The sequence below is a fragment of the Virgibacillus sp. 6R genome, from assembly GCF_001895305.1.
GTDB lineage: Bacteria > Bacillota > Bacilli > Bacillales > Amphibacillaceae > Virgibacillus > Virgibacillus pantothenticus.
In genome coordinates, this window is the sequence record NZ_CP017762.1 from 1532951 (window position 1) to 1557504 (window position 24554).

The window sequence follows — 24554 nt, forward strand, 5'->3', positions numbered from 1 at the left end:
TGTTAACGCATCAATAAAATATGTCAAATGCAATCTTCACCGGTTTAAAGATTTTTTTGCTATTCAACATTTAAATTTCATTTTTTATTTTGACAATTCTAATCATAGCATGTTATGTTAAAAATGTTAAGAACGTTAAATAAAAATTTAACAAATTTAATAAAACTGGAGGGAGAATAGTGAATTTCAAACAAAATTTTATCAATGGCAAATGGGTGCCCTCTCATACAAGCAACAAACGTGATATTATGAACCCATTTAACCAAGAAATCATTGCTCAAGCGACAGAGAGCGATGAAACGGATACAAGATATGCCATAGCTGCTGCAAGAGAAGCATTTGATAAAGGAGAATGGTCGAGGACATCAGCAACAGAACGTAGTAAAAAGTTACATACGATAGCGAGCTTCATCGAACGAGATAATGAAGAACTAGCTCAGTTGGAAACCCTCGATACAGGCAAAACACTTGATGAGAGTCGCGGCGATATGGAGGATATAGCTGGTGTATTTCGTTATTATGCCGAATTAGCAGATAAACATGGCGGAGAAGTTATCGACTCTCCTATTCCAAACACCATTAGCAAAGTAGTTTACGAGCCTGTTGGTGTTTGTGGTCAAATTACGCCATGGAATTATCCACTATTACAAGCCTCATGGAAAATAGCGCCAGCACTAGCTGCAGGAAATACATTAATTATGAAGCCAAGCGAAATAACACCATTAACAACAGTAAAAGTTTTTGAATTAATGGAAGAAGCCGGGCTGCCAAACGGTGTTGTCAACCTCGTACTAGGGAAGGGAAATACCGTTGGCGCTGAACTATCATCTAACCAGGAAGTAGATTTAATTTCTTTTACGGGGGGAATTAATACCGGAAAGAAAATTATGCAGTCGGCTAGTTCAAATGTAAAAAAACTTGCTCTCGAATTAGGTGGAAAAAACCCCAATATTATTTTCGCCGATGCCGATTTAGATATAGCAGTTGATCAAGCATTACATGCGGTTTACTTTCATGCGGGGCAGATTTGTTCTGCCGGTACAAGAATCATTGTTGAAGAAAAGATTCATGATTCCTTTGTTGAACCTTTAGTTGAACGGGTAAAAAACATCACGTTAGGAAGTGGATTTGAATCTTCTACCCAAATGGGACCACTTATTTCTAAAGAACATTTGCATAAAGTAATCCAATATGTCGAAAACGGAAAAAAAGAGGGCGCAGTAATAGCTGTCGGTGGAAAACAGCCTGATGCTCCTGAATTAAAGGATGGATTCTTTTACTTACCTACCGTGCTTACGAATTGCACATCTGATATGAGTGTCGTGCAAAACGAAGGATTTGGACCTGTAATAACAATAGAAACATTCACATCCGAACAAGAAGCCGTTCAGTTAGCCAATGATTCTATCTATGGTCTATCTGGGGGTGTGTGGACGAAGGATATTGCCAAAGCAGAACGCTGTGTTGCCAAAATGCGAATGGGTACCGTTTGGATGAATGATTATAATGTCTACTTCCCACATGCACCTTGGGGCGGGTTTAAGCAATCTGGCATTGGTCGCGAACTTGGTAAAGCAGGACTAGAAGAATATCAAGAAGCAAAGCATGTATTTCAAAATTTACGACCAAAAGCGCTGAACTGGTTCTAAAGAAAGCTCGATTAACCAAAGGGACATAAACTATTACATAATGGAAGTGAATTTGTCCACATCGTTCGCTTAAAAAGCTTACAAAAAGTACAAACAATAGGAGGCTCATTCATGGGTTTAAATATGAAAATTGAACATATGCATAAATTGCATACATTTGAAATACCGACTACTATAAAGCATGGCATTAATGCCATACAATCTATCGGAAATGAAGTGAAACAACTTGGTGTATCAAAAGTTTTATTAGTCACTGACCCTGGCATCTATAAAGCTGGGGTAACAAAATCAGTAGAAAAGTATTTAAAAGAAGCTGGAGTTGAAATAGTTATTTTCAATAAAGTAGAGCCAAATCCGCCTCTACGGTTAATAGCAGCAGGATCCAAATTATATAGGCAAGAAAATTGTAATGGGCTCGTTGCTGTTGGTGGAGGTAGCTCCATGGATACTGCTAAAGCTATTGGTGTTGAAATTACGCATAATGCTAGTGTATTAGATTATGAAGCTGCAGAAGGAAAAAAACCTTTAGCATATCGCATCCCACCTTTAATAACAATTCCGACAACAGCAGGAACTGGATCCGAGGTTACCCAATGGGCAGTTATAACTGATGAAGAGCGAGAATTTAAATTTAATACAGGTGGTCCATTAATCGCAGCACATTTAACAATCATTGACCCTATATTACATGTCTCTATGCCGCCACATGTAACAGCAATGACAGGAATAGACGCATTAGCTCATGCGATTGAATGCTATACCATGCATTTTGCCCAGCCGGTAACAGACGCTGTCGCACTATTAGCAATGGAATATGTAGGGAAATATATTCGACGTGCATATGCAGATGGCGGTGATCTAGAAGCTCGCTATGGAATGGCTCAAGCTGCTATGCTTGCTGGGCTGTCTTACGGAAGTGAATCAGCTGGTGCAGCTCATGCCATGTCTCAGACATTAGGTGGAATTATTCCAGTTGCTCACGGTCAGTGCGTCGCCGCTATGCTTGGTCCGGTGATGGAATTTAACTGGAAAGGACATCCTGATAAATTTGCTCGCATTGCACAAGCGTTAGGTGTTGATACATTTCATATGACAACCGAAGAAGCAGCAAAAGCGGCTGTAAATAAAGTATATCAGCTTGTTGAGGACCTTGATATCCCTACACTTAAAGAACAAGGTGTCTCTCCAGATATGATTGATCGCCTAGCAAAAGAAGCTATGAACGATCCTCAAACGGTTGGTAATCCACGAGATTTAACTGAAAAGGACTACCAATGGATTTATAAACGCTGTTTTGAGTTAGTGCCAAAAACGCTGTAAAATATAAATAGCTGATTAAAAAATAATCGTCTTTCAGGTTCCCCTTTGCGCGAAGCATTGGGGAGTTTTTTTATTGTATAGGAACCTATAAAATGAGGTGCTTGGAGATAACGAAATAACCGAATAGTCACGTCCGGCGCATGAGCCCAGCAACGATGCGACTTTAGAAATGCGCCCTCCGATAAGACCTCATCGGTTCGTCGCTAAGAGGAAGGCCGACAAAAAACGGGCTTGCCGCCCAGACGTTGGCATACCCCAGTTTTAGTGGCATGATTCCTTTATCCCGTAAAAAGGCGTTTGTAGACTCCCACTTCAAGAATAGAAGATGCAAACTGAACAAGTCTAAGTGGGAGGTAACAGCACCTAAATCCCCGATTCGTTCAAGGGCCTTTAGGTCATACCCTGGTGGTACTAACCATCAGCGGGGGATGAAGAAAACCCCGCTGATGGAAGGTTCACTTTATCTTTCGTTGATTCGTTCCATTCACTACGTTGCTAAACGGGCGCCCCGCGCCTTTGTTCCACTATAGGAAAGTATAAGATTTTTTGGTTTATAGTATAAGAAAAACAAAGGCTTCCGCCATAAGATTTGGCGACAAACCAAGTTTTTCTAATGAAAAAATTAATTTTTCCATCCCTTCATCCCAAAATAGCACTCCCCATTTTTTCGTTTACTTTTTGCTCTCCAACATCTAGATAACTATAAAAACCTACTAACGGCTATTGCAAGCAAAATCACCTGATCTATAAGTCCTCACTTCTCTCCACTTTGTTTAGAAATTGTCTAGAATCGTACTCTATCCTAGTAACATGCCTAGATTAATCATACATTTTAAAAAATGTTTATCGTGTATAAAAGCAAGGTCACTTCTATAGACAAAACCCCTACAAATTAAATCCAATACATAAAGGGAAAATGGAAATCGATCATTTTTATCACTTTTTTTGGCAAAGCTATAAGGAACAGGAAAATCAGTTGATGGAGAACGGAGAGATGAGCAGTGATAAAAATTTTACTTGTAGATCGTGAAGGAATATCTAGTGAAGGGATACGTTTAATTATTGATAAAGAGGAGAATATGGAGTTTTTAGGAGTCTATTTTCAACAAGATGAAGTACAGCGTATGGTATTAAAAAAACAACCGGATATTGTCCTTTTCCAAGTAAATCAATCGCATTCCTTTGTGATAGAATTAACTAAAACGATCAAAAGCATATCAAAGCAAATAAAAATCATTTATATTCTGCCTTCTATTAACCAAGCCTTCATTAACAAAAGTGTAAAGGTTGGTGTAGAGGGATTCTTCCTAAGTCAATCAAATTATTCCAATTTTATATCCATGATCGAAAACGTTTATCATAATTATTATGTGATGCCAAAGGAAATTGCTATGGCCATCGTCCACCAACTACAAAAAGGAGACGAAAAGCAGCGTTTACACTCCAAACTATTGGAAAAAGACATCGACTTAACATGGAGGGAACTAGATATCGTCTATCTCTTATATCAACGGAAAAAGAACCAGGAAATTGCAAAAATACTGCACTTAAAAGAAAAAACCATTCGAGACTATGTCAGCATCATCTATAAAAAACTTGGAGTTAATAAGCGCTTGCTCGTTATAAACCTATTAGAAAATTTAATGGAAAAAGATAATCAACTATCCACTAAATCCTTAGAAAAAGATTGCCAATAAGCGGGATCATTTTCTATACAAGGTAAGGTAAGTTGTTAAAGCTTCACAAAAGATTTTTTCGCATATAAGGTGCTGTACGACTCCCGCTTGAGGAGTCGGATAATTTGTACTGCAACATATGACCTAAAGGTCTCTTACGAAATAGGGTATTGAGGTGCTGTTATCTCTCACTTAGACGACGAATGAAAACCCCCACTGATGGAAGATTCACGTTATATAATTAGCTCCCTTCCTTCCTTTTATCAAATTTTATGGGCAGATTAGTTAAAATAGTTTGTCTTTGCGGAATTTTTTTATTTTATTTGCTAGAGGTTTTATTTTATTGATAACGGCTATATATAATATAGAGGGGAGTTTAACAGGGCTAACCAAAGTGAAACTCACGTCTGTGGCAACTTTTCGATCATCGTTAAGTTTTTTTGTCGTTGTATCCATTTTTTCCTTTCATTAAATGAAAGCAACATGGATGGAATGAAAAATGTTATTTAAGGGAGGAATAGAAATGAATCCAATTAAAAGATGGAATGGAGACGACCAACCTTTACGCAAATTTAAAAATGAGCTTGATGGAATGTTTGAACGCTTCTTCAATGACCCATTTTTCACTAATAGAAGTTTTTGGAATAGAGAACAAGGTGGATCATTAGCCTGCAATATCCGTGAAAAGAAAGATAAGTATATTGTAGAAGCCGAAATTCCTGGTATGGATCCAGCTGATATCGAAATTGAAGTTGATAACAACATGCTTACAATAAAAGGTGAGAAAAAGCAGCAAATAGAAACAGAAGACAATGAAACAGAAATGCGTATTATTGAACACAGCTACGGATCATTCCAGCGTTCTTTCGCATTACCTGATAATGTAAACACAGACAAAATCAGTGCTGACCATAAAAACGGCATTCTATACCTTCACATTCCAAAAACAAAAGATAGCAACAAACGTCGTATCCAAATTAATAAACAATAGCGGTTGAAAAATTCTGATACAACGACATGGTTATTAAAAAACACAGACGAATATTAACAAAACTTAAGACATAGAAAATGGTTAGCCCCACCATTTTTATTTTACATATCGTGATAAAGCAAAGAGCATATTTATCTTTTAAGTGGAAACTAATAAATAATCCACCGTTACTTATAAAAGGATCTTCCATCAGTTTGGGATCTGTTATTCTTTCTAATGGTTCGTATCACAAGAATATCGTCTAGGTCTCAGAATCAATTCAGGCATTTGACTTAGGAGTTGCTTATCTCCTAGATTTCACCCCGTAATGTCGAAGTAGAGGTCTTACTGCCTTATATGTGAGATAAAGTGAATAAGCTTGAAAATAATAAAATGCTTGTTGAACAAAGGCGCGGGGCGCCCGTTTAGCAACGTAGCGAATGGAACGAATCAACTAAAGATTTAGGAATCATGCCACTAAAACTGGGGGTATGCCGACGCCTGAGCGGCTAGCCCGTTTTTAGTCGGCCTTCCCCTTAGCGACGAACCGATGAGGTCTTATCGTAGGGCGATTCGTGAAGTCGCATCGTTGCTGGGCTCATGCGCTGGACGTGACTATTCGGTTATTACATTATCCATAAGCACCTAAGTTTATACTTTTGTATGAAAAAAACGCTATTTTACCATTATATAAGTTATTTATTTTAGGTAGTATTTCAAGAATCTAAACATTATATAGCAAAATTTTTCATCATAGATGGTGGCTCGCGCTCTTGGCGAGCCATGGTGGTTTCTTATCTTTAAAAAATAAACAAGGTTAGAAATGCAATATGGTCCATTTTATTTATGGAGTCACTTAACAAACTGATATTGGGAGATATGTTTATGAATATTTTAGTTACGATTGATTCCAATTATTTGCATCCATTAAAAGTGATGCTTTATTCTCTATTTGCCCATCATCAAAGAGATTCATTCTGCATTTACGTCATGCAATCTTCATTAAGAGATGGTGAAATAAACATGCTGACTAACTTTGTAGAAGAACATGGACATCAGTTAGAAATCATCACCGTAGAAGGGCATCATTTTGCTAATGCTCCTGTTGTTAAACACTTTTCAAAGGAAATGTATTACCGGTTATTAGCATATAAGTTTTTGCCTACTTCACTGGATAGAGTTCTTTATCTCGATCCAGATATTTTGGTTATCAATTCCATACGAGATTTGTATAGCATGGACATTTCTGGCTATTTGTATGCTGCTGCCTATCATGATCGTACGCCAATTACAAATATTAATAAACTCAGATTACGACCATATGATGTAGAAGCCTATTATAATTCTGGTGTATTGTTACTAAATTTAACAGAACAACGAGAGTCCATATCGGAGCAAGCAATTTATGAGTTTGTCGAAGAAAATAAAAAGAAATTAATTCTCCCGGATCAGGATATTTTAAACGGTCTATATTCTAAATACATTAAAGATATCGATGAAGTGATTTATAATTTTGATGCGCGATTTTATTATTATTATAAAATAAAGAGCAAACATAAAGTCGATATGGACTATGTGATAAATCATACATCGATTATTCATTTTTGTGGCAAAAAAAAGCCTTGGTACAAAACGTATTATGGTAGTTTCCATTCTTTATATAAGCATTACGAACGTTTAGCAAATGATTTTAACTGAATTCATTTAATGTATAAAACAAAAAAAGAGCCTATGTGTTGATTGTAAACAAAGCATACTTTTAATCATTTTTCAACAAAGTAAAAGTTTTGATTTTAGGCAATTTTACTTTTCCTTCAAGTTATTTGTATCCACTTTTTAAAGTAGTTCCCATAAATATCTGACAGCCTCCCCACATTTTAAGATATTGACAACGCTTTACATATATGATAAATTTAAAGTAGGATACAGGAGTGTTACTGACTCGATCAGGCACCACCAAGTCAAATGTAACGTAAGTGAACTTTCTTCATTTTCTGTTATGTTTTGATATTGGTGTTTTTTTATGGCTTTTTTAGGGGTGAGACCAAATTGCTTACAATCATAAAATCATTAAACAACAATATCATTTTAGCCAAGTCAGAAGAAAATGAAGAATTAATTATATTTGGCACTGGTATCGGTTTCAAAAAAAAACATGGTGATTTAGTGGATGAATCAAAAGCCACCCAAATTTTCAAGGCAGAAAAAAACATGCAAACAAGTACTTTTTTAGAACAAATTTCTCCAGAACTATTAGCAGTTACAGAGAAAATTATTCGTTTCGGTGAAGAAAAGCTTCACAAAAAATTAAATCAGTCCATTCTTTTCTCTTTAGCAGACCATTTGCAATTTGCTACAGATAAAAGAAACCATGACATAAATAAAGATAACCCACTACAATGGGAAATTCCTTACTTGTATTATGAAGAATATGAAGTAGGTAAAATGGCTGTCCAAATAATTAAAGAAGATTTAGGCTATAGCCTTCCGGAAATGGAAGCTGCCTTCATTGCGCTTCACTTTGTCAATGCGCAAATTGATAGCTCATCCATGGAAGAAACGATACAAATTACCAAGCTAATCAAAAATATTGTAAAAATTATTCAACGATTATTTGAAGTAAATATCGATAAAACGACCATTAACTATTCTCGATTTATTACCCATCTACGCTATTTCATAGCCCGACAAAAGATGAACCACCGGGAAAACATTCAAATGGATGAGGCTTTAAAGAAAACTATTGAAGAAAGATATATGAAAAGCTATGCGTGTGGGTTAATTATTAAAGAAATGGTAGAAAAAGAATTCAACTGGGAAGTTACTTATGACGAAATTGCATTTTTAGTTATTCATATAGAGCGTATTTTCCAAGAGAATAGATAAATAATTTGTTAGGTGTGTTACTTAACCAGGCATTAACCTAAGCAAAATTTGCGACAGCAATTAACTGCTGTGTGAATTTCGCTTAGGTTTTTTTTATTCATGCTTTGCTTTTAGCAACCATAATAAAACGGAAGAAGGGACGAATAATGAACAAGCAAAAGCTTGCAGAAAAAATCATTAAAGAAATGGGCGGGAAAGAAAATATTTTGCAAAGTTGGCACTGTATTACTCGCTTACGCTTTAATGTAATTAGTAATGACAAAGTAAATATAGACAAAATCAGAGCACTTGACGGTGTATTAGGAGCACAATTTAAAAGCGGACAATTCCAAGTCATTATTGGTAATCAAGTAGCAGAAGTTTTTGCAGCAGTCAGCCAATTAACAGGTAGTGATGGAAGCAACCATCCTTCATCCTCCAAAAGACAAAAAGGGAATGTCATTGAACGCATATTTGACGTTATTTCTGGTATATTTACGCCAATTCTACCAGCTATTGTTGGTGCTGGATTATTAAAAGGATTACTAGCTTTATTTATAGCCTTACAGTTACTTTCTAATCAGAGTTCAACATATGAAATTTTACATTTTATTTCTGATGCACCGTTTCACTTTTTACCGTTCTTAATCGCATTTTCGGCTGCGAAAAAATTCAATACCGATGCATCCCTCTCTGTTGCATTGGCAGGTATTCTGATGTATCCAAAGATAATGGAATATGCGGCTGGAACAGAAGTAGATAGTTTAAGCTTCCTTGGCTTGCCAATACCAATGAATAGCTATGCTTCCTCAGTCATCCCCATTATATTAGGTGTTTGGCTTTTAAGTTATATTCATAAAGGTGCAGATAAAATCGTTCCACGGTCGTTACGTATTATCTTCGTTCCATTATTAACCTTGGTCGTAACTGCACCGTTAACGTTATTATTTATCGCACCATTAGGAAGCTATGCCGGTATCTATTTAGATGCATTTTTCTCAGGTCTGTTTGATGTCGCTGGCCCATTTGCTGGATTACTGATGGGTGGACTGATGCCACTTATCGTTATTACAGGTATGCACTATGCATTTTTCCCTGGATCATTTGCTAGCTTCGATAAATATGGGTATGACATCATGCTCTTGCCAATGAACTTTGTCGCTAACCTAGCGCAAGCTGGTGCAACATTAGGCGTGTTAATTAAAACAAAAAATAAAAAAATGAAACAGCTATCTTTCTCCACTTTTATACCAGCAATGTTTGGGATTACTGAACCAGCTATATACGGAGTTACGATGAAATTAAAGAAACCATTTTATGCAAGTTTAGTTGGGGGTGCTGTTGGTGGAGCAATTTTTGGAACACTTGTCGTAAAAACAACAGCATTTACAGTACCAGGTATCATGTCTATTCCCACATACATCATGAGTGGTACCAATAATTTACTCTATGCGCTAATAGGTGTCACAGCAAGTTTTACTGTTTCACTTATCATGACTTTATTACTTGGCTTTAAGGACGAAGAAAACCCTTTACAACCTGCAGCGTACGATACAACAACAGAAAAGGATATAACCATTGACATTCTATCACCAATTACTGGAAAAGTAATGCCCTTAGAATCGGTTCCAGATGCCACGTTTGCAGAGGGCCTTGTTGGAAAAGGGCTAGCTATTGAGCCAAAAGACGGTGTCGTAGTCGCACCATTTTCCGGAAAAGTAACAACGATAGCACCCACGAGCCATGCAATTGGCATTACTTCTGATGATGGGGTTGAATTACTCATTCATATCGGGTTAGAAACGGTGAATTTAAACGGTGAGGGATTTACATTAAATGTACAAGTCGATGATGATATCAAACTCGGAGACAAGCTATTAACCTTTGATATTGAAACTATTAAAAAACAAGACGTTTCAATTATTACACCGATTATCGTAACAAATTCAGCTCATTTCTTAGATGTAATTGCTACATCTAAAAAACGCGTCACTGCATGTGATGATAAATTAGTCATGTTAATTAAGTGAACATCCCCATCTATCGGGGGTTCATATAGATAGCTATTAATTAAAGGAGGACTATAAGATGAAACAATTATTACAAACAACATTCCCTAAAGGATTCTTATGGGGTGGAGCCACTGCAGCTAACCAAATTGAAGGTGCTTATGACAAGGATGGAAAAGGTCTATCTACTTCTGACATGGCAGCATATAAAGATCCATACGCTGGAGGTAAAGTAGATAACTTCACATTTAATGTGAACTCTATGGAATTAGAAGCGTATTTAAATCATCCTGATAAATATTTATTCCCTAAGCGCTGGGGAATTAACTTCTATCATCGCTATAAAGAAGATATTGCGCTATTTGCAGAGATGGGCTTTAAAGTATTTCGCTTATCTATTTCGTGGGCACGTATTTTTCCAACTGGATTAGAAGATGAACCAAATGAAGCTGGTTTAGCTTTCTATGATAAGGTTTTTGATGAATGTGCAAAACACGGCATTGAACCGCTTGTAACCATGTCTCATTATGAAATGCCACTTACTTTAACACAAAAGTATAACGGCTGGATAAGTCGTGAATTAGTAGGTCTATTTGAAAAATATGCTCGTGTTCTTTTTGAACGCTATAAAGATAAAGTAAAGTATTGGATTACGTTTAATGAAATGAATATGAATTTAAATAGTCTTTATACAGGTGCCGGTGTTCTGGCTGATAAAGTAGAACATGTCGAGGAAGCAGCATATCAAGCTTCTCATCACCAATTTTTAGCTAGTGCACTTGCTGTAAAAGCGGGAAGAGAAATCATGCCCAATGCTCAAATTGGCTGTATGATTAACCAAATTGAATCTTATGCACGAACAACCAAACCAGAGGATCAATTACAAGCGTTAAAAGCGGATCAAATTAATATGTTCTATCCTGATGTACAAGCTCGTGGTAAATACCCAAAATATATGACACGCTATTTTGCAGAGAACAATATCAACCTTGATACAAAACCTGAAGATGCAAAAATATTGCAGGAAGGAACTGTTGACTTTATTGCTTTCAGTTATTATATGAGCCATGTGACAGAAGCACGCCCTGATGCTGCCAAAATAGCTGGTTCATTTGACAGCCCTATCAAAAATGAGCATTTGGAGCTATCTGAATGGGATTGGCCAATTGACCCAATTGGGTTACGTATTTCATTAAACAAATTGTATGACCGTTATCAATTACCATTGTTTCTCGTAGAAAATGGATTAGGCGCACGAGATGAACTCACCGAAGATGGAAAAGTCCATGATCCATATCGTATTGACTATATTAAAAAACATATTATCGAAATGAAAGAGGCAATTAAAGATGGCGTTGAACTAATGGGATACACCACATGGGGATGTATTGATTTAATTAGCTGTGGTACATCACAAATGTCAAAAAGATACGGATTTATTTACGTCGATCAAGACGACGAAGGAAATGGAAGCCTAAAACGATATAGAAAAGATTCCTTCTATTGGTATAAACATGTAATTACTTCTAACGGTGAAAATCTAGGTTAATAAGCAATAAATTGCATCTTCAATCAGTGGGGTTTGATTCATTCCCCACTGATGGTTAGTAGTCCAAGGGTATGACCTAAAGGTCTCTGAAAGAAACAGGCATTTAGGGAAATTTATCACCCACTTAGACTTGTTGCAGTACAAGATTATCCCGCTCCTGAAGTAAAAGTCTTACAGAAACTTATATATCGATAAAAGGGACCATCCTAGAAGGCTTCTCCTTCTTGGGTGGTCTAATATTTGGGAGGGTTTAATAATTTTGAATAAGAAAGTTATTTTTATCGACGTGGATGGAACATTAACTACACCAGACGGAAAAGTCCCTTCATCTGCTAAACATGCTATTCGTGCTGCCAGAGAGAATGGCCATATCGTGTATCTTTGTACAGGGCGGTCTAGACCTGAAATAATTTCCAGTATATTAGAAATTGGTTTTGATGGAATTATTGGAGCTGGAGGCGGCTATATTGAAGTAAATAATGAGCTTGTTCATCATCAAACAATGCCAGAAGATTCAGTACGCCAAATCATTGCATATTTTCATCGCTATCAAATTGGTTATTATCTTGAATCCAATGACGGACTGTTCGGAAGTGAAAATTGTAAAGATGTTATACGAAAGCGTATTACAGAGGGCTTACCTGAAGGAAGTGAAGCATTTGAAAATGCAGATCTAGAATTTCACTGGTTTTATCAACTACTGGACAGTTATCAACATAAAGCCATTGACTATGGAAATGTGAATAAAATATCCTTCATTAGCAGCAAAGCACATCCATTTCAAGAAATCAGCAATACATTTGACAAAGAATTTACCATGTATCGAACAACGGTTGCACAATTTGGTTCAGAAAGTGGAGAAATCGCTGTTAAAGGAGTAGATAAATACAAAGCCGTAGAATTTGTATTAGATTATTTACAAATTCCCAAAGAGCAAAGCATGGCATATGGAGACGGGAACAATGATATTAAAATGTTTAAAGCTGTTCACTATGGAATTGCCATGGAAAATGCTACAGAGAATTTAAAAAAAGTGGCCAAAGAAATCACGTCAAAGGCTGAAAATGATGGGTTGATGCGTAGTTTTAAACGACATCAATTACTTTGAAGACATGCATGACTCAAGCAACATGCTTTCCCGCTGATGCAAGCGGGAAGGCAAAAAAATTATGTTCACTTTTATTGCTGTGCTGCTTCGACACTACAGACAAAGGCAGCACAGCAATTAGGTTGAAATTTGAAACAGCCAAAAACAAAGCTTATTTACTCAACATTTCTTGTTTATTTCCCCGCTTTAATAAATTCGTATATTCCACATAATCAAATATATCCTCTTCCATGCTATCACTAAATTTCTGCAGCTCTTCTAAAGTCAATTGTTCAATGCTTTTCCCTGCTTCTTCGCAATACAAGACGATTGCTCCGACAATTCCATGTGCATCACGGAAAGGAACGCCCTTTTGCACAAGGTAATCTGCTACTTCAGTTGCGTTTAAGAAGCCTGCTTTGATCGCTTGCTTCATTTGTTCGCCATTCACTTGGAGGGTAGTGACCATCTTATCCATCATTTGCACAGAAAGCAATACTTCGTCTACTGCTTGAAACATCGGTAGCTTTACTTCTTGCATATCTTTATTGTAAGCAAGTGGTAAACCTTTCATCGTTGTTAATACAGCCACCAGTGCACCGTATACCTTTCCTGTCTTTCCTCTAATCAATTCAGCAGCGTCAGGGTTCTTTTTTTGTGGCATAATACTGCTGCCTGTAGCATATGCATCATCGATTTTAATGAAAGAAAATTCTTGACTGCTCCATAAAATAAGTTCTTCACTTAACCTACTTAAATGCATCATAATCATCGAGAAATCAGATAATAGTTCGATAATAAAATCCCGATCGCTTACTCCATCCATAAAATTAACTGTCGGTTTGCGAAAGCCCAGTTTTTCTGCAGTTATTTGCCGGTCAATGGTATGAGTAGTTCCTGCTAATGCCCCAGAACCTAATGGGCTCTCATTTAAATTCTCCATCGTGTGCTCCAATCGTTTGATATCTCTTTTAAACATTTCTATATATGCACGTAAATGATAGCCAAAGGTCACTACTTGGGCACGCTGCAAATGAGTGTAACCAGGCATGATGATTTGTCGATTTGCTGCTGCCGTTTTTTCCAAGCTATCATTCAATGATTGCAATGCGCGAATAGTTTCCAACGCCTGCTTCTTCGCATATAGCTTTAAATCTGTAGCAACCTGATCGTTTCTGCTTCGTGACGTATGCAGCTTCTTTCCCGCTTCTCCGATCATCTCTGTTAATGTAGCTTCCACGAAGCTATGAATATCTTCATGCTCTCCTTCTACTGTAAGTTTTCCACTTTCAATATCTTGTTTTATATTATGGAGACCTTGGAGTATTTTCTCTCCCTCTTTTTGCGATAATATTTTGCAATGAACGAGCATCTCTGCATGAGCAATACTCCCGGCAATATCCTCTTCCACTAAAGCCAGATCCTCTTCCAATGATGAATTAAATACCTCCATCAGTTTGTCTTCTTCTTTTGTAAACCGTCCGCCCCAAAGCTTCATACTATGTTTTCCACTCCCTACTGTTTATTTTTCCGTTTTTGATAAAGTGAACCTTCAATCAGTGGGAATTCTTTCGTCCCATTGATTGTTAGTACCTCAAGGATATGCCCCACCTTAAGGCACTTGAACGAATCAAGAATTTAGGAGCCTTTCCCCCACTTTTAAAACGCTTAGTATCTACTCTATCTCCTCGTTGAGGGGAGGGGTATTACGGCACCTTTTATTCGGGAAAAAACTACAAATATCATAACCATCAGCGCAACACTTATTAATACAGTCCAATGACTCTCTGTAAATCCAGCGATAATAAATGATACTAGGGCAATCAAGCCATTGGTTAACGCATATGGTAATTGCGTTTTCACATGATCAATATGATCACAGCCTGCCCCTGTTGACGCTAAAATGGTGGAATCTGAAATTGGCGAGCAATGATCACCAAATAACCCTCCTGATAATACAGCACCTATACTAACAAGCATTGGAGCATCAAGACCATCTGCCATAGGAATAGCAAGCGGAAGCATAATTGCGATAGTTCCCCATGAACTTCCGGTTGCAAATGACATACTTGCTGCTGCTAAGAAAATAATTGCTGGTACCATATTGCCCGGCACATTCCCATCTAGCTGTTCAACGATATACGCTGCTGTCCCCATTTCACCTAATAAAGAGCCCAATGCCCACGCCAAAACTAAAATTAAAATAACTTGAACCATTCGTTGCATGCCCTTTAAATAAATATCCAAGATCGCATTTATTTTCTTCACTTTAAATGATACCATTAATATCATTAATGTGACGGCAGCAAATAAGTAAGCCGTGCTTAAAGCGACTCGGAAATCACTGCCTGATACAGATTTGACTGGAAAACCATAAGCAATCAATAAGCTAAATAAGGTTATAAACAATACAGCAAGGGGCAGCCAAATTAGCATCGGATGACTCGCGGGCAAAGACTCTTCGGTTACATCCGCTTTGCGCAACGGCTTTGATTGTTGCCAGTAAATTTGTCCTGTCTGCTGCACTCGTTTTTCTGCTTTTGCCATCGCTCCAAAATCCATTTTGGTTAATGCTACAATTGGAACAATAATTACTGATAAAATAGCATAGAATTGAAATGGAATTGCTTGAACAAACGTTGTAAATTCAGACGATGCGATACTTAATCGATCAAATTCTTCTTTCATAATACCCATGATATATATTCCCCAACCTATGAACGGAATTAAAATAGCAACGGGTGAGGATGTAGAATCAAGAATCCAAGCCAATTTTTCTCGCGATACCTTTACTTTATCAAACAATTTTTCGAATACCGGACCAACAATTAAAGGCGTGCCCATATCGGAAAAAAAGATAATGATGCCTCCAAACCATGCTGATAATTGGGTTTTCGCTTTTGTGTTAATCCACTTAACCGTTCTTGTTGCTAAAGCTGCGCCCCCGCCCGAGCGCTCCACTAGGGCAACAAACCCGCCGATAAAACATAATAGAACGATTACGGCTGCATTGTAGCTATCAGTTAACTGTGGGAATAAATAGTCGCGGATGGTGCTCGTTGTTGCAGTAATTGGATTTCCATTAGTGAGCATTAACAGTCCCACAAATATACCCGTGAATAAAGATACAATAACATTCCGAAATATAATGGCTAAAACAATTGCTATTATTGGTGGAATTAAAGAAATAACCCCCATATGCTCCATGACTTCTCCTCGCTTCTCCGGTGTATTAATATGCATAATATATTATTAATATACTAATCTAGCACCATATCCGATGTCAATATTTAATTTTTCAACTAGAGAAAGCTTTAAGTTTGTTGAGTTCTTCTTAGAAGGCGGAACACTGTAAATGAGAAAATAACTTTAAGAGGGCTAACCTCCATTTTACGTAATTTGGAAAAAGCATGGAATTACCATCATTCCACGCCTTTGTTCTTCATTTTATTTCAATTATCCGCTTTCTATTCAATTCGCCAATCAATCGGTTGTTTATCCAGTTGTTTTAATAGTTTATTCGTTTTAGAAAAAGGCTTACTGCCAAAAAATCCTCTATATGCTGATAAAGGGCTTGGGTGGGGGGATTTGATAATGTAGTGCTTACCCGTATCAATAAGAGCCTGCTTTTTTTGTGCAGCTCCTCCCCATAAAATATACACAACTGGGTCATTCTTCTGGTTTAGCAACTGAATGACACGGTCGGTAAATTGCTCCCATCCCATTCCTCGATGTGAATGTGCTTGACCTTTACGAACAGTAAGTACATTATTCAACAATAATACTCCTTGTTTTGCCCATGATTCCAGTGAGCCATGGGCAGGCATCGGATGCCCCAAGTCTTGTTTCATTTCGGTAAATATGTTTTTTAAAGACGGGGGAAGTGCGACTCCCTTTTTCACAGAAAAGCTTAGCCCATGAGCTTGATTCGGACCATGATACGGGTCTTGCCCTAAAATAACTACTTTCACATCTTCAAATGAAGTATAGTGTAACGCATTAAATATATCGTTCATATCTGGATAAATGATGTAAGAAGTATACTCCTGTTTCAAAAACTCCCGCAATTGAAGATAATAGGGCTTGTGAAACTCTTCTTTTAATAATGGCTGCCAGTCATTAAACAGAATTTGCTTTGTCATACGATCCTTCCTTGTTCCAATAATATATGTTATCTATTATTCTATCATGATTGAAACAAGATGGAAAAACTTTCATAAAGTGAATTTCAACCTCCTCCACTCATTGTTAGTACCGTAATGGTATGAACTAAAAGCCGCTTACGAAATAGGGTATTTGGGTGCTGTTATCTCCTAATTAGACTTGTTACAGTAGATTACCCAACTTCTGAAGCGGGAGTCTTACAGCACCTTCTATAAGGGATAAATATGGAGGCTATCGATTATTTACAGGAGTCAATCTCACGATATGATTTTATTTGATGTCGAGTTAATTGAACAAAGGCGCAAGCGCCCGTTTAGCAACGTAGCGAATGGAACGAATCAACTAAAGATTTAGGAATCATGCCCCTGCAACCAGGGGTATGCCGACGTCGGGCGGCAAGCCCGTTTTTAGTCGGCCTTCCTTTTAGCGACGAACCGATGATGACTTATCGTAGGGCGATTTCGTGAAGTCGCCTAGTTGCTGGGCGATGGAGCTGGACGTGACTATTCGGTTATTTCATTATCCATAAGCACCTAAGTTTATACTTTCTTATTCTTTAAGAGAAGTTCTAGAAATACTGCTTCAGTTTTCTATCCAAAAACTTATTATAACAAAGGTGAGTGCCCTCTTCTTATGATCTCGCAAATGCGAATATAATAACAAATATCCCTGTATATATTTTAACTTATACTGAATATTTAGATGCCCGACAACTAATTTAAAATCTCCCTCTTCCATAGTTTCATTATTCACATGGCAACATCTTATATCTATCACAACTACTAACTGATTCGTTACTAACAGCCTGCTTCTGCTAACAGTTTATACACAGATTTATATAAAATTTGTACTGCTGAGAGCAGCGTTGCTTCATGGATATCGAATTTTTCGTTATGATGCCCGGCAGCTAACTCTGTCCCAAAAATACAATATGTCGCTAAGCCGCCGTTTTTCTGGACTGCCTCCATAAAGTACGTTGCATCCTCAGATCCCGCCCCAGCATCATTTTGCAATTCGGCGTGAATAATGTCTGGCGATGCATTAGCACATTCATAAAGCGTACGTGCTAATTCCTCCGAGCATGTACAGTTAATCGCCTCACCTACTGTCTTTATTTCGTAATCCACTTGATACATCTTAGCAGCTCCAGCAACAATGGACTTTACCTGCTCTTTCATATACTGATTAATAGCGGCATGCTCCCCACGAGTTTCGACTTTCATCGTTGCATGATTAGCGATAATATTTCTTCCGCTTCCTGCATGCAGTTCACCGACATTCACTCTAGAAACTCCTTGCGAATGACGAGAAATTGCGTGGATGTTTAATACAGCAGCTGCAGCAGCTAATAAGGCGTTTTTCCCTTGTTCTGGACTTCCACCAGCATGTGCAGCAGTCCCACGAAAACATACATCCAACTTTGAAGTAGCTAAAAATCCATTATTGGCTGCCAGAAAATGGCCATGAGGCACTCCTGTTCCAATATGAGAAGCAATAAAATAATCTACATCTGTTACAACATTAGCTTCAACCATTGATTTGGCACCACGAGTTCCTTCTTCAGCCGGTTGGAAAATAAGCTTAATCGTTCCACACAGATTTTCTTTTTCGCCTGCAATACATGTAGCTAAGCCAAGTCCAATCGCAGTATGCGCATCATGACCGCATGCATGCATTTTCCCATCGACTTGCGACCGGAATCCTTCTTTAACAGGAACATGATCATCCGCATCTGATTCATAAATATCAAGTGCATCCATATCAAAACGATAAGCAATCGTAGGCCCTGGAATATTGGTTTTCAAAGTCGCAACAATACCGGTGTATCCTTCTTTAAAGGTCTCTACAAATGCTTTATTTGCCCCGTTATCAAGTGCCCACGCATAATGTTCTGCTGTCACTTTTTCATCAGGTTTCCCCATGCAATGTTTTTCGGACATGACTTCTTTACCCATTTCCAACGTAAATCCTAATTCTGATAAAACAGACGCAACAATCGATGCTGTTCGTATTTCTAAAAAACCCGTTTCAGGATGTTGGTGAAGGTCTCTTCGCCAGTTGCTTAATTTCTCTTTCAACTCCACTGTCATAGCTATGTCCTCTCCTTTATTTGATTTTATAATATAAAAAGCGGTTTGAAATGTATATATTGAACTAACTGCTCATCACCCCGTTTAGGGATCGAGCTGCTTGTTTCTTATTCGTCCATTTCAGATATGTAGAAAATGCATGTAGAGGCGACATAGCCTCCACATACATGATGCATTTATAGAAACGGTGTAACACCAGGGCCAAATGGGATACCTGCGTAAAAGAAAATTAAAATGAGAATAATCCATGTTAATAAAAACGCGGCTGAGTATGGAATCATTAATGAAATAAAGGTACCAATTCCGGCCTTTTTATCATATTTTTGCATAAACGCTAAAATGATAACCATGTAAGGGATTAGTGGTGTAACAATGTTTGTGGAAGAGTCAGCCACACGATAAGCTGCTTGAGTAAATGCTGGACTATATCCTAGTTGCATAAACATCGGAATAAATACCGGGGCTTCTAACGCCCACTTCGCCGAACCGGAAGTAATTAGAAAATTTAACGCAGCAGTAAAAAGAATATACCCAATAATGAGCCAAATCCCAGTAAAGTTAACTTCTTTTAGAAAATCGGCTCCATTTACAGCTACCCACGTGCCAATATTGGACCAGCTAAAATAGTTTACAAACTGAGCAATCGCGAATATTAAGACAATGTATCCAGCCATGTCTTTCATTGATTCAGCCATATAACCACTTACATCTTTACTTGATTTGATTTTTCCTATAGTAATCCCATAAGTAACACCAATAACAACAAAGAAAATTAGGATAATTGGGACGATTCCATCTAAAAATGGAGATGGAACAATAGTACCACCCTCACCTCTTAAAGGGCTATTCGGTATAAAAATGGCAATTACGATCAAAGCAATGTAGGCTAATCCGGCTATAACGGCATTACGAAAACCTTTCCCTGCTTTAGGGTGATCTTCTTCCAGCGCAGCCTCGACAGAACCACCTTTATACTTACCCAATCTCGGTTCAATAAACTTATCAGTAATAAGTCCGCCTACAATGGTAATAACGAAAACAGATACAATATTAAAATACCAATTATCTACAGGCGTTACTGTAATAGAGTCATCAATGATGGCAGCAGCTTCTGTCGATATACCAGCTAACAACACATCTGTTCCGGCAATAAATAAGTTCGCTGTAAATCCTGCACCTGTAGCTGCATAACCTGCAACTAAACCAGCTAATGGATGGCGACCAACTTTATAAAATACCATAGCAGCTAGTGGTGGAATAAGCACCATAGCAGCATCGGATGCTAAATTACCCATAATACCAACAAATACAACCGTATACGTAATTAAAGCCGGTGGTGATTTCATAATGGTTTTCCGAATCGCATAATCCAACAATCCTACTTTTTCAGATAAACCAATTCCTAACATCATCGCTAATACTAACCCTAAAGGGGCAAAACCTGTAAAATTATCTAACATGGAACTTAAAATGTATTGGATCCCTTCACCAGAAGCCAAACTTTTAATGGGAAGTTCTTCTCCAGAACCTGGATGGACAACAGAGGCGTTAAACATACTAAAGATAGAAGAAGCGATAATGATGATGAGAGCTAATGCAATAAATAAGATAAATGGGTCCGGGAGTTTATTACCTACCCTCTCAATCCCGTTTAGAAACCTTTGAAACAAACTTTTATTCGTATTTTCTTTCATCGTATTCCCTCTTTCTTGGTGTAATTGTTTTATAAATTCTGACTATGTTTTTAATACAGAAGGCTGCACTTCATTGGGGATAGGGCATTTATAAGGGTTTTGTGCTATAAATTGGTGAAATTCTTCTTTTGCTGCTTGCAATGCAACTGGATCGGTTAGCAATTGAATTCCTGTCAGTGCCATCGCTTGGGCCGCTCGCAACATCCCTTTATGTGCAAAGCTACTGATGCCTTGAGCAGTCATTTGCCAAGAGTGTAATGGAGTACCTAAAGCTGAAGTGGCAGCAGTTACTTGTGCAGTCGGCACTACCCAGCTAACATCAGCAACATCTGTAGAGCCTGGTAAAATTTTATCCGAAGCTTCATAAGGGGAAATGGTCTCTGTGACATATTTATCAGCAAATTCATTTCCATTACCAACATAGCCGAAGCCTTCAATAATTTCTAAATATCCTTCTTGCTCTGATTCTGTAAGGGAATGCCAAATTTCTTTCGCAAACGTTTTTTCTTCTTCGGTTGGCTTTTCCACACCTGATGTGAGCAAATGCTGATACAATAGCTGTTCCATACTTCTGTTTGGAATGTAATTAGAACAAGCTTTGTCAAACCTTATCGTAAGTTCTGTTTCCGTCATTAATGCAGCGCCTTGGGCTATTTTACAAACACGTTGATAAATATCATCTACTTGACTCACTTTTGGAGCACGGATTAAATATAAAACTTCTGCATTGGCTTGTACAACATTTGGTGAAATCCCACCTGTATTTGTTGTCGCATAATGTAATCTTGCTTCAGATACAACATGCTCTCGTAAATAATTCACTCCTACATTCATCAGTTCAACAGCGTCAAGCGCGCTTCTACCTAGATGAGGCGAATTAGCAGCGTGCGAAGTAGTTCCTTTAAAGGCGAAAGATATCTGATAATTGGCAAGGCTCGAAGCACTCATAATCGCATTGACCGGGGACGGATGCCATGTTAGTGCAGCATCAACATCAGCAAATACGCCTTCCCTCACCATAAATGTTTTACCAGATCCACCCTCTTCGCCAGGGCAGCCAAAAAACTTCACTGTGCCAGAACGATTATTTTCCTTAAGGTATTCTTTTACAGCACAAGCTGCCGCGAAAGCTCCTGTACCAAGCAAATTATGCCCACATCCATGACCAACATCTGCTTCCAATGGTTGGTAGGTCGTCTGGTTCGGCTTTTGGCTTAAACCTGAAAGCGCGTCGAACTCACCTAAAAAGCCAATAACTGGGACTCCTTCTCCATAAGTCGCTACAAACGCAGTGTCGATATTTCCGACTCCTCTTTCCACTTCAAATCCTTGTTTTTCACAAGCTGCAGCTAAAAATGCAGAGGATTCATACTCCTCAAACCTTGTTTCCGGATGTTCAAAAATATACTTGCTTACTTGTTCAAAAAACTGCTTGTGTTGATGTAAATAGTCTCTGGTGAACTTTTCCATTAAGGCATCTCTCCTACTCTTACTAATTTTCTTTATATTACATAAAAAATAATAGAAGTGTCAATATTTTTTTAATGATACAAAAACAGGTAAAATATGGTGATTACTATATTATTCCAATGAATGCAATAACATCTTGAAGGAGAATTATTGTAAAAAGTTAGGGGAGAATAACAAAGGCGCGGGGCGCCACGTAGTGAATGTAACGAATCAACGAAAGATAAAGTGAACCTTCCATCCCCGCTGATGGTTAGTACCACCAGGGTATGACCTAAAGGCACTTGAACGAATTGGGGATTTAGGTGCTGTTACCTCCCACTTCGACTTGTTTAGCTCACCACTTCTTGAAGTGGGAGTCTACAGCATCTTATCCGGGATAAAGGAATCATGCCACAAAAAACAGGGGTATGCCGACGCCTGTGCGGCAAGCACGTTTTTAGTCGGCCTTCCTCTTAGAGGCGAACCACCGGTGAGGACCGTAGGGCGCATTTCTATAGTCTCCCAGTTGCTGGGCTCATGCGCCGGACGTGGCTATTCGGTTTATTTCGTTATCCACAAGCACCTAATTTTATACTTCCTTATCTTATAAAAAAATATCTTTAAGGGATAACACTTTTACTGGAGGTTACAAAATGGAATTTCCAATTATTCATACCAATTTTTGGGATGGCGTTATTGCCGTTCCACTAATCGTAATCATGACACAAATATTTAAGTTGTTCCCTATTCCCCGCCAATACTTCCCTACCATTGCCAGTGTGATTGGATTTAGTATCTCCATATTTATTAGTCACCGAAACGATTTGTGGGCAGGAGTTTTTATGGGAGGTTTTTATAGTGCAGCCGCTGTTGGGACGTACGCGTCATTAAAAACATCCTGGATTGCATTTAAACAACGTCAAACAAAGAAAAGACTTACCCAAACAGCTGGTGAATATGACTAATATAAAAATGGCAGGTTATAGTTGAATCGGATAATCAACGCATTCAACTATAACCTGCCAGTTGTTTTAGGATTATATTTTGATATACTGTAATTTTTAGTATAGATGTTTATTCTGTAACTAGTTCAAGTTCTACAGGAATAAACGCTTCCACTTTTTCCCCGTTCGCAACCTTCCTAGCAGCATCAATTGCTTTTTCACCAATCATTTTCGGTAGCTGAGCTACTGTTGCATCCATTCTTCCTTCTGCTACAGCAACCACTGCATCCTCAGTTGCATCAAAACCTACAACAATTACATCTTCCAGCATATTTTGTGATTCCAATGCTTCGATTGCTCCTAATGCCATTTCGTCATTATGAGCAAATATGGCATCTATATCTTTTGTACCTTGGATAATATTTTCCATGACGGACAAGCCTTTTGTTCGATCAAAATCGGCAGTTTGCTTAGCAATTACTTCTATATCTTGCAATTCATCAATAATGTTATGAAATCCTTCTCCTCTTTCTCTAGCTGCTGATGACCCAGAGATACCTTCTAATTCTACAATTTTTCCTTTTTTATTAAGCTGATCAGCGATGAATTCACCTGCCATTTCTCCTCCTGCTACATTATCAGAAGCAATATGCGTGACAACTTCGCCACCTTCAGAGCTTCTATCTACAGTAATTACTGGAATTTCTGCTTGGTTAGCAGATTCAACTGCGGAAGCTACTGCTTCAGAATCTACTGGATTAACAAGTAGTACATCAATGTCCTGTTGTAAAAGGTCTTCAATATCGCTTAATTGTGTGGATGGGTCATTTTGCGCATCCGATATTACTAGGTCATATCCAGCTTCGTCCGCAGCGCTTTCAGCCCCATCACGTAAAGTAACAAAAAAGGGATTGTTTAAAGTAGAAATAGATAAGCCTATTTTTACTTTATCGTTATTGGAGTCTTTGCTATTTCCCTCTCCGCTACCAGGAGCGTCTGTAGAGCAAGCACCTAAAATAAAAATTGCGGCTACAACAAAAGTAAGAATCTTTAACCACTTAGCCATATTATTCCTCCTACTTATAATT

The 24554-nt window shown here is 37.9% G+C and carries 17 protein-coding genes; 10 read left to right on the top strand and 7 right to left on the bottom strand.

From position 1 onward, the window contains the following. Positions 1–179: 179 nt before the first annotated feature. The 9 genes from betB to BKP57_RS07015 all read left to right on the top strand — a co-directional run bounded on the left by betB (position 180) and on the right by BKP57_RS07015 (position 13146). Complete coding sequence (gene betB, locus BKP57_RS06975) at positions 180–1649, top strand: betaine-aldehyde dehydrogenase (RefSeq protein ID WP_050351857.1); 1470 nt, start codon at positions 180–182, stop codon at positions 1647–1649. A gap of 111 nt (positions 1650–1760) precedes the next feature. Next, complete coding sequence (locus tag BKP57_RS06980; RefSeq protein WP_050351858.1) at positions 1761–2969, top strand: choline dehydrogenase; 1209 nt, start codon at positions 1761–1763, stop codon at positions 2967–2969. A gap of 1001 nt (positions 2970–3970) precedes the next feature. Beyond that, entirely contained in the window at positions 3971–4666 is a 696-nt protein-coding gene (locus BKP57_RS06985) for a response regulator transcription factor (protein WP_050351859.1), read from the top strand. Between the two features lie 502 nt (positions 4667–5168). Next, entirely contained in the window at positions 5169–5636 is a 468-nt protein-coding gene (locus tag BKP57_RS06990; RefSeq protein WP_050351860.1) for an Hsp20/alpha crystallin family protein, read from the top strand. A gap of 864 nt (positions 5637–6500) precedes the next feature. Next, a complete protein-coding gene (locus BKP57_RS06995) occupies positions 6501–7313 on the top strand; it encodes a glycosyltransferase family 8 protein (RefSeq protein ID WP_050351861.1) in 813 nt (270 codons plus the stop codon). A 351-nt stretch (positions 7314–7664) separates the two neighbouring features. Further along, complete coding sequence (locus BKP57_RS07000) at positions 7665–8501, top strand: PRD domain-containing protein (protein ID WP_050351862.1); 837 nt, start codon at positions 7665–7667, stop codon at positions 8499–8501. A gap of 146 nt (positions 8502–8647) precedes the next feature. Then, positions 8648–10510 carry a beta-glucoside-specific PTS transporter subunit IIABC gene (locus BKP57_RS07005; RefSeq protein WP_072741242.1) on the top strand — a complete coding sequence of 621 codons (1863 nt, stop codon included), beginning with the start codon at positions 8648–8650 and terminating at the stop codon, positions 10508–10510. Between the two features lie 58 nt (positions 10511–10568). Next, positions 10569–12038 (top strand): glycoside hydrolase family 1 protein, encoded by a 1470-nt coding sequence (locus BKP57_RS07010; protein ID WP_050351864.1) that lies wholly within the window; start codon positions 10569–10571, stop codon positions 12036–12038. A gap of 259 nt (positions 12039–12297) precedes the next feature. Then, positions 12298–13146, top strand: a complete 849-nt coding sequence (locus tag BKP57_RS07015; protein WP_050351865.1) for an HAD family hydrolase — start codon at positions 12298–12300, stop codon at positions 13144–13146. Between the two features lie 151 nt (positions 13147–13297). On the opposite strand, the gene argH is transcribed toward BKP57_RS07015, so the two are convergent. From argH to BKP57_RS07045, 6 genes are all read right to left on the bottom strand, one after another. After that, positions 13298–14623: an argininosuccinate lyase gene (gene argH / locus BKP57_RS07020; RefSeq protein WP_050351866.1), complete on the bottom strand. Its 1326-nt coding sequence runs from the start codon at positions 14621–14623 to the stop codon at positions 13298–13300. A gap of 182 nt (positions 14624–14805) precedes the next feature. Beyond that, positions 14806–16368 (bottom strand): Na+/H+ antiporter NhaC family protein, encoded by a 1563-nt coding sequence (locus tag BKP57_RS07025; RefSeq protein ID WP_232231352.1) that lies wholly within the window; start codon positions 16366–16368, stop codon positions 14806–14808. 224 nt (positions 16369–16592) lie between these two features. Beyond that, positions 16593–17267, bottom strand: a complete 675-nt coding sequence (locus BKP57_RS07030) for a uracil-DNA glycosylase (RefSeq protein ID WP_050351868.1) — start codon at positions 17265–17267, stop codon at positions 16593–16595. An 819-nt stretch (positions 17268–18086) separates the two neighbouring features. Then, on the bottom strand, positions 18087–19379 hold the full coding sequence (locus BKP57_RS07035; protein ID WP_050351869.1) for an amidohydrolase: 1293 nt from the start codon (positions 19377–19379) through the stop codon (positions 18087–18089). 176 nt (positions 19380–19555) lie between these two features. Continuing rightward, positions 19556–21073 (bottom strand): AbgT family transporter, encoded by a 1518-nt coding sequence (locus tag BKP57_RS07040; RefSeq protein ID WP_072741243.1) that lies wholly within the window; start codon positions 21071–21073, stop codon positions 19556–19558. A gap of 42 nt (positions 21074–21115) precedes the next feature. After that, complete coding sequence (locus tag BKP57_RS07045; RefSeq protein ID WP_050351871.1) at positions 21116–22543, bottom strand: M20 family metallopeptidase; 1428 nt, start codon at positions 22541–22543, stop codon at positions 21116–21118. Positions 22544–23175: 632 nt separating this feature from the next. Here BKP57_RS07045 and BKP57_RS07050 point away from each other — a divergent pair. Then, positions 23176–23487 carry a hypothetical protein gene (locus tag BKP57_RS07050; RefSeq protein ID WP_050351872.1) on the top strand — a complete coding sequence of 104 codons (312 nt, stop codon included), beginning with the start codon at positions 23176–23178 and terminating at the stop codon, positions 23485–23487. A gap of 109 nt (positions 23488–23596) precedes the next feature. On the opposite strand, the gene rbsB is transcribed toward BKP57_RS07050, so the two are convergent. Then, a complete protein-coding gene (rbsB, locus tag BKP57_RS07055; protein WP_050351873.1) occupies positions 23597–24532 on the bottom strand; it encodes a ribose ABC transporter substrate-binding protein RbsB in 936 nt (311 codons plus the stop codon). Positions 24533–24554: the final 22 nt, after the last annotated feature.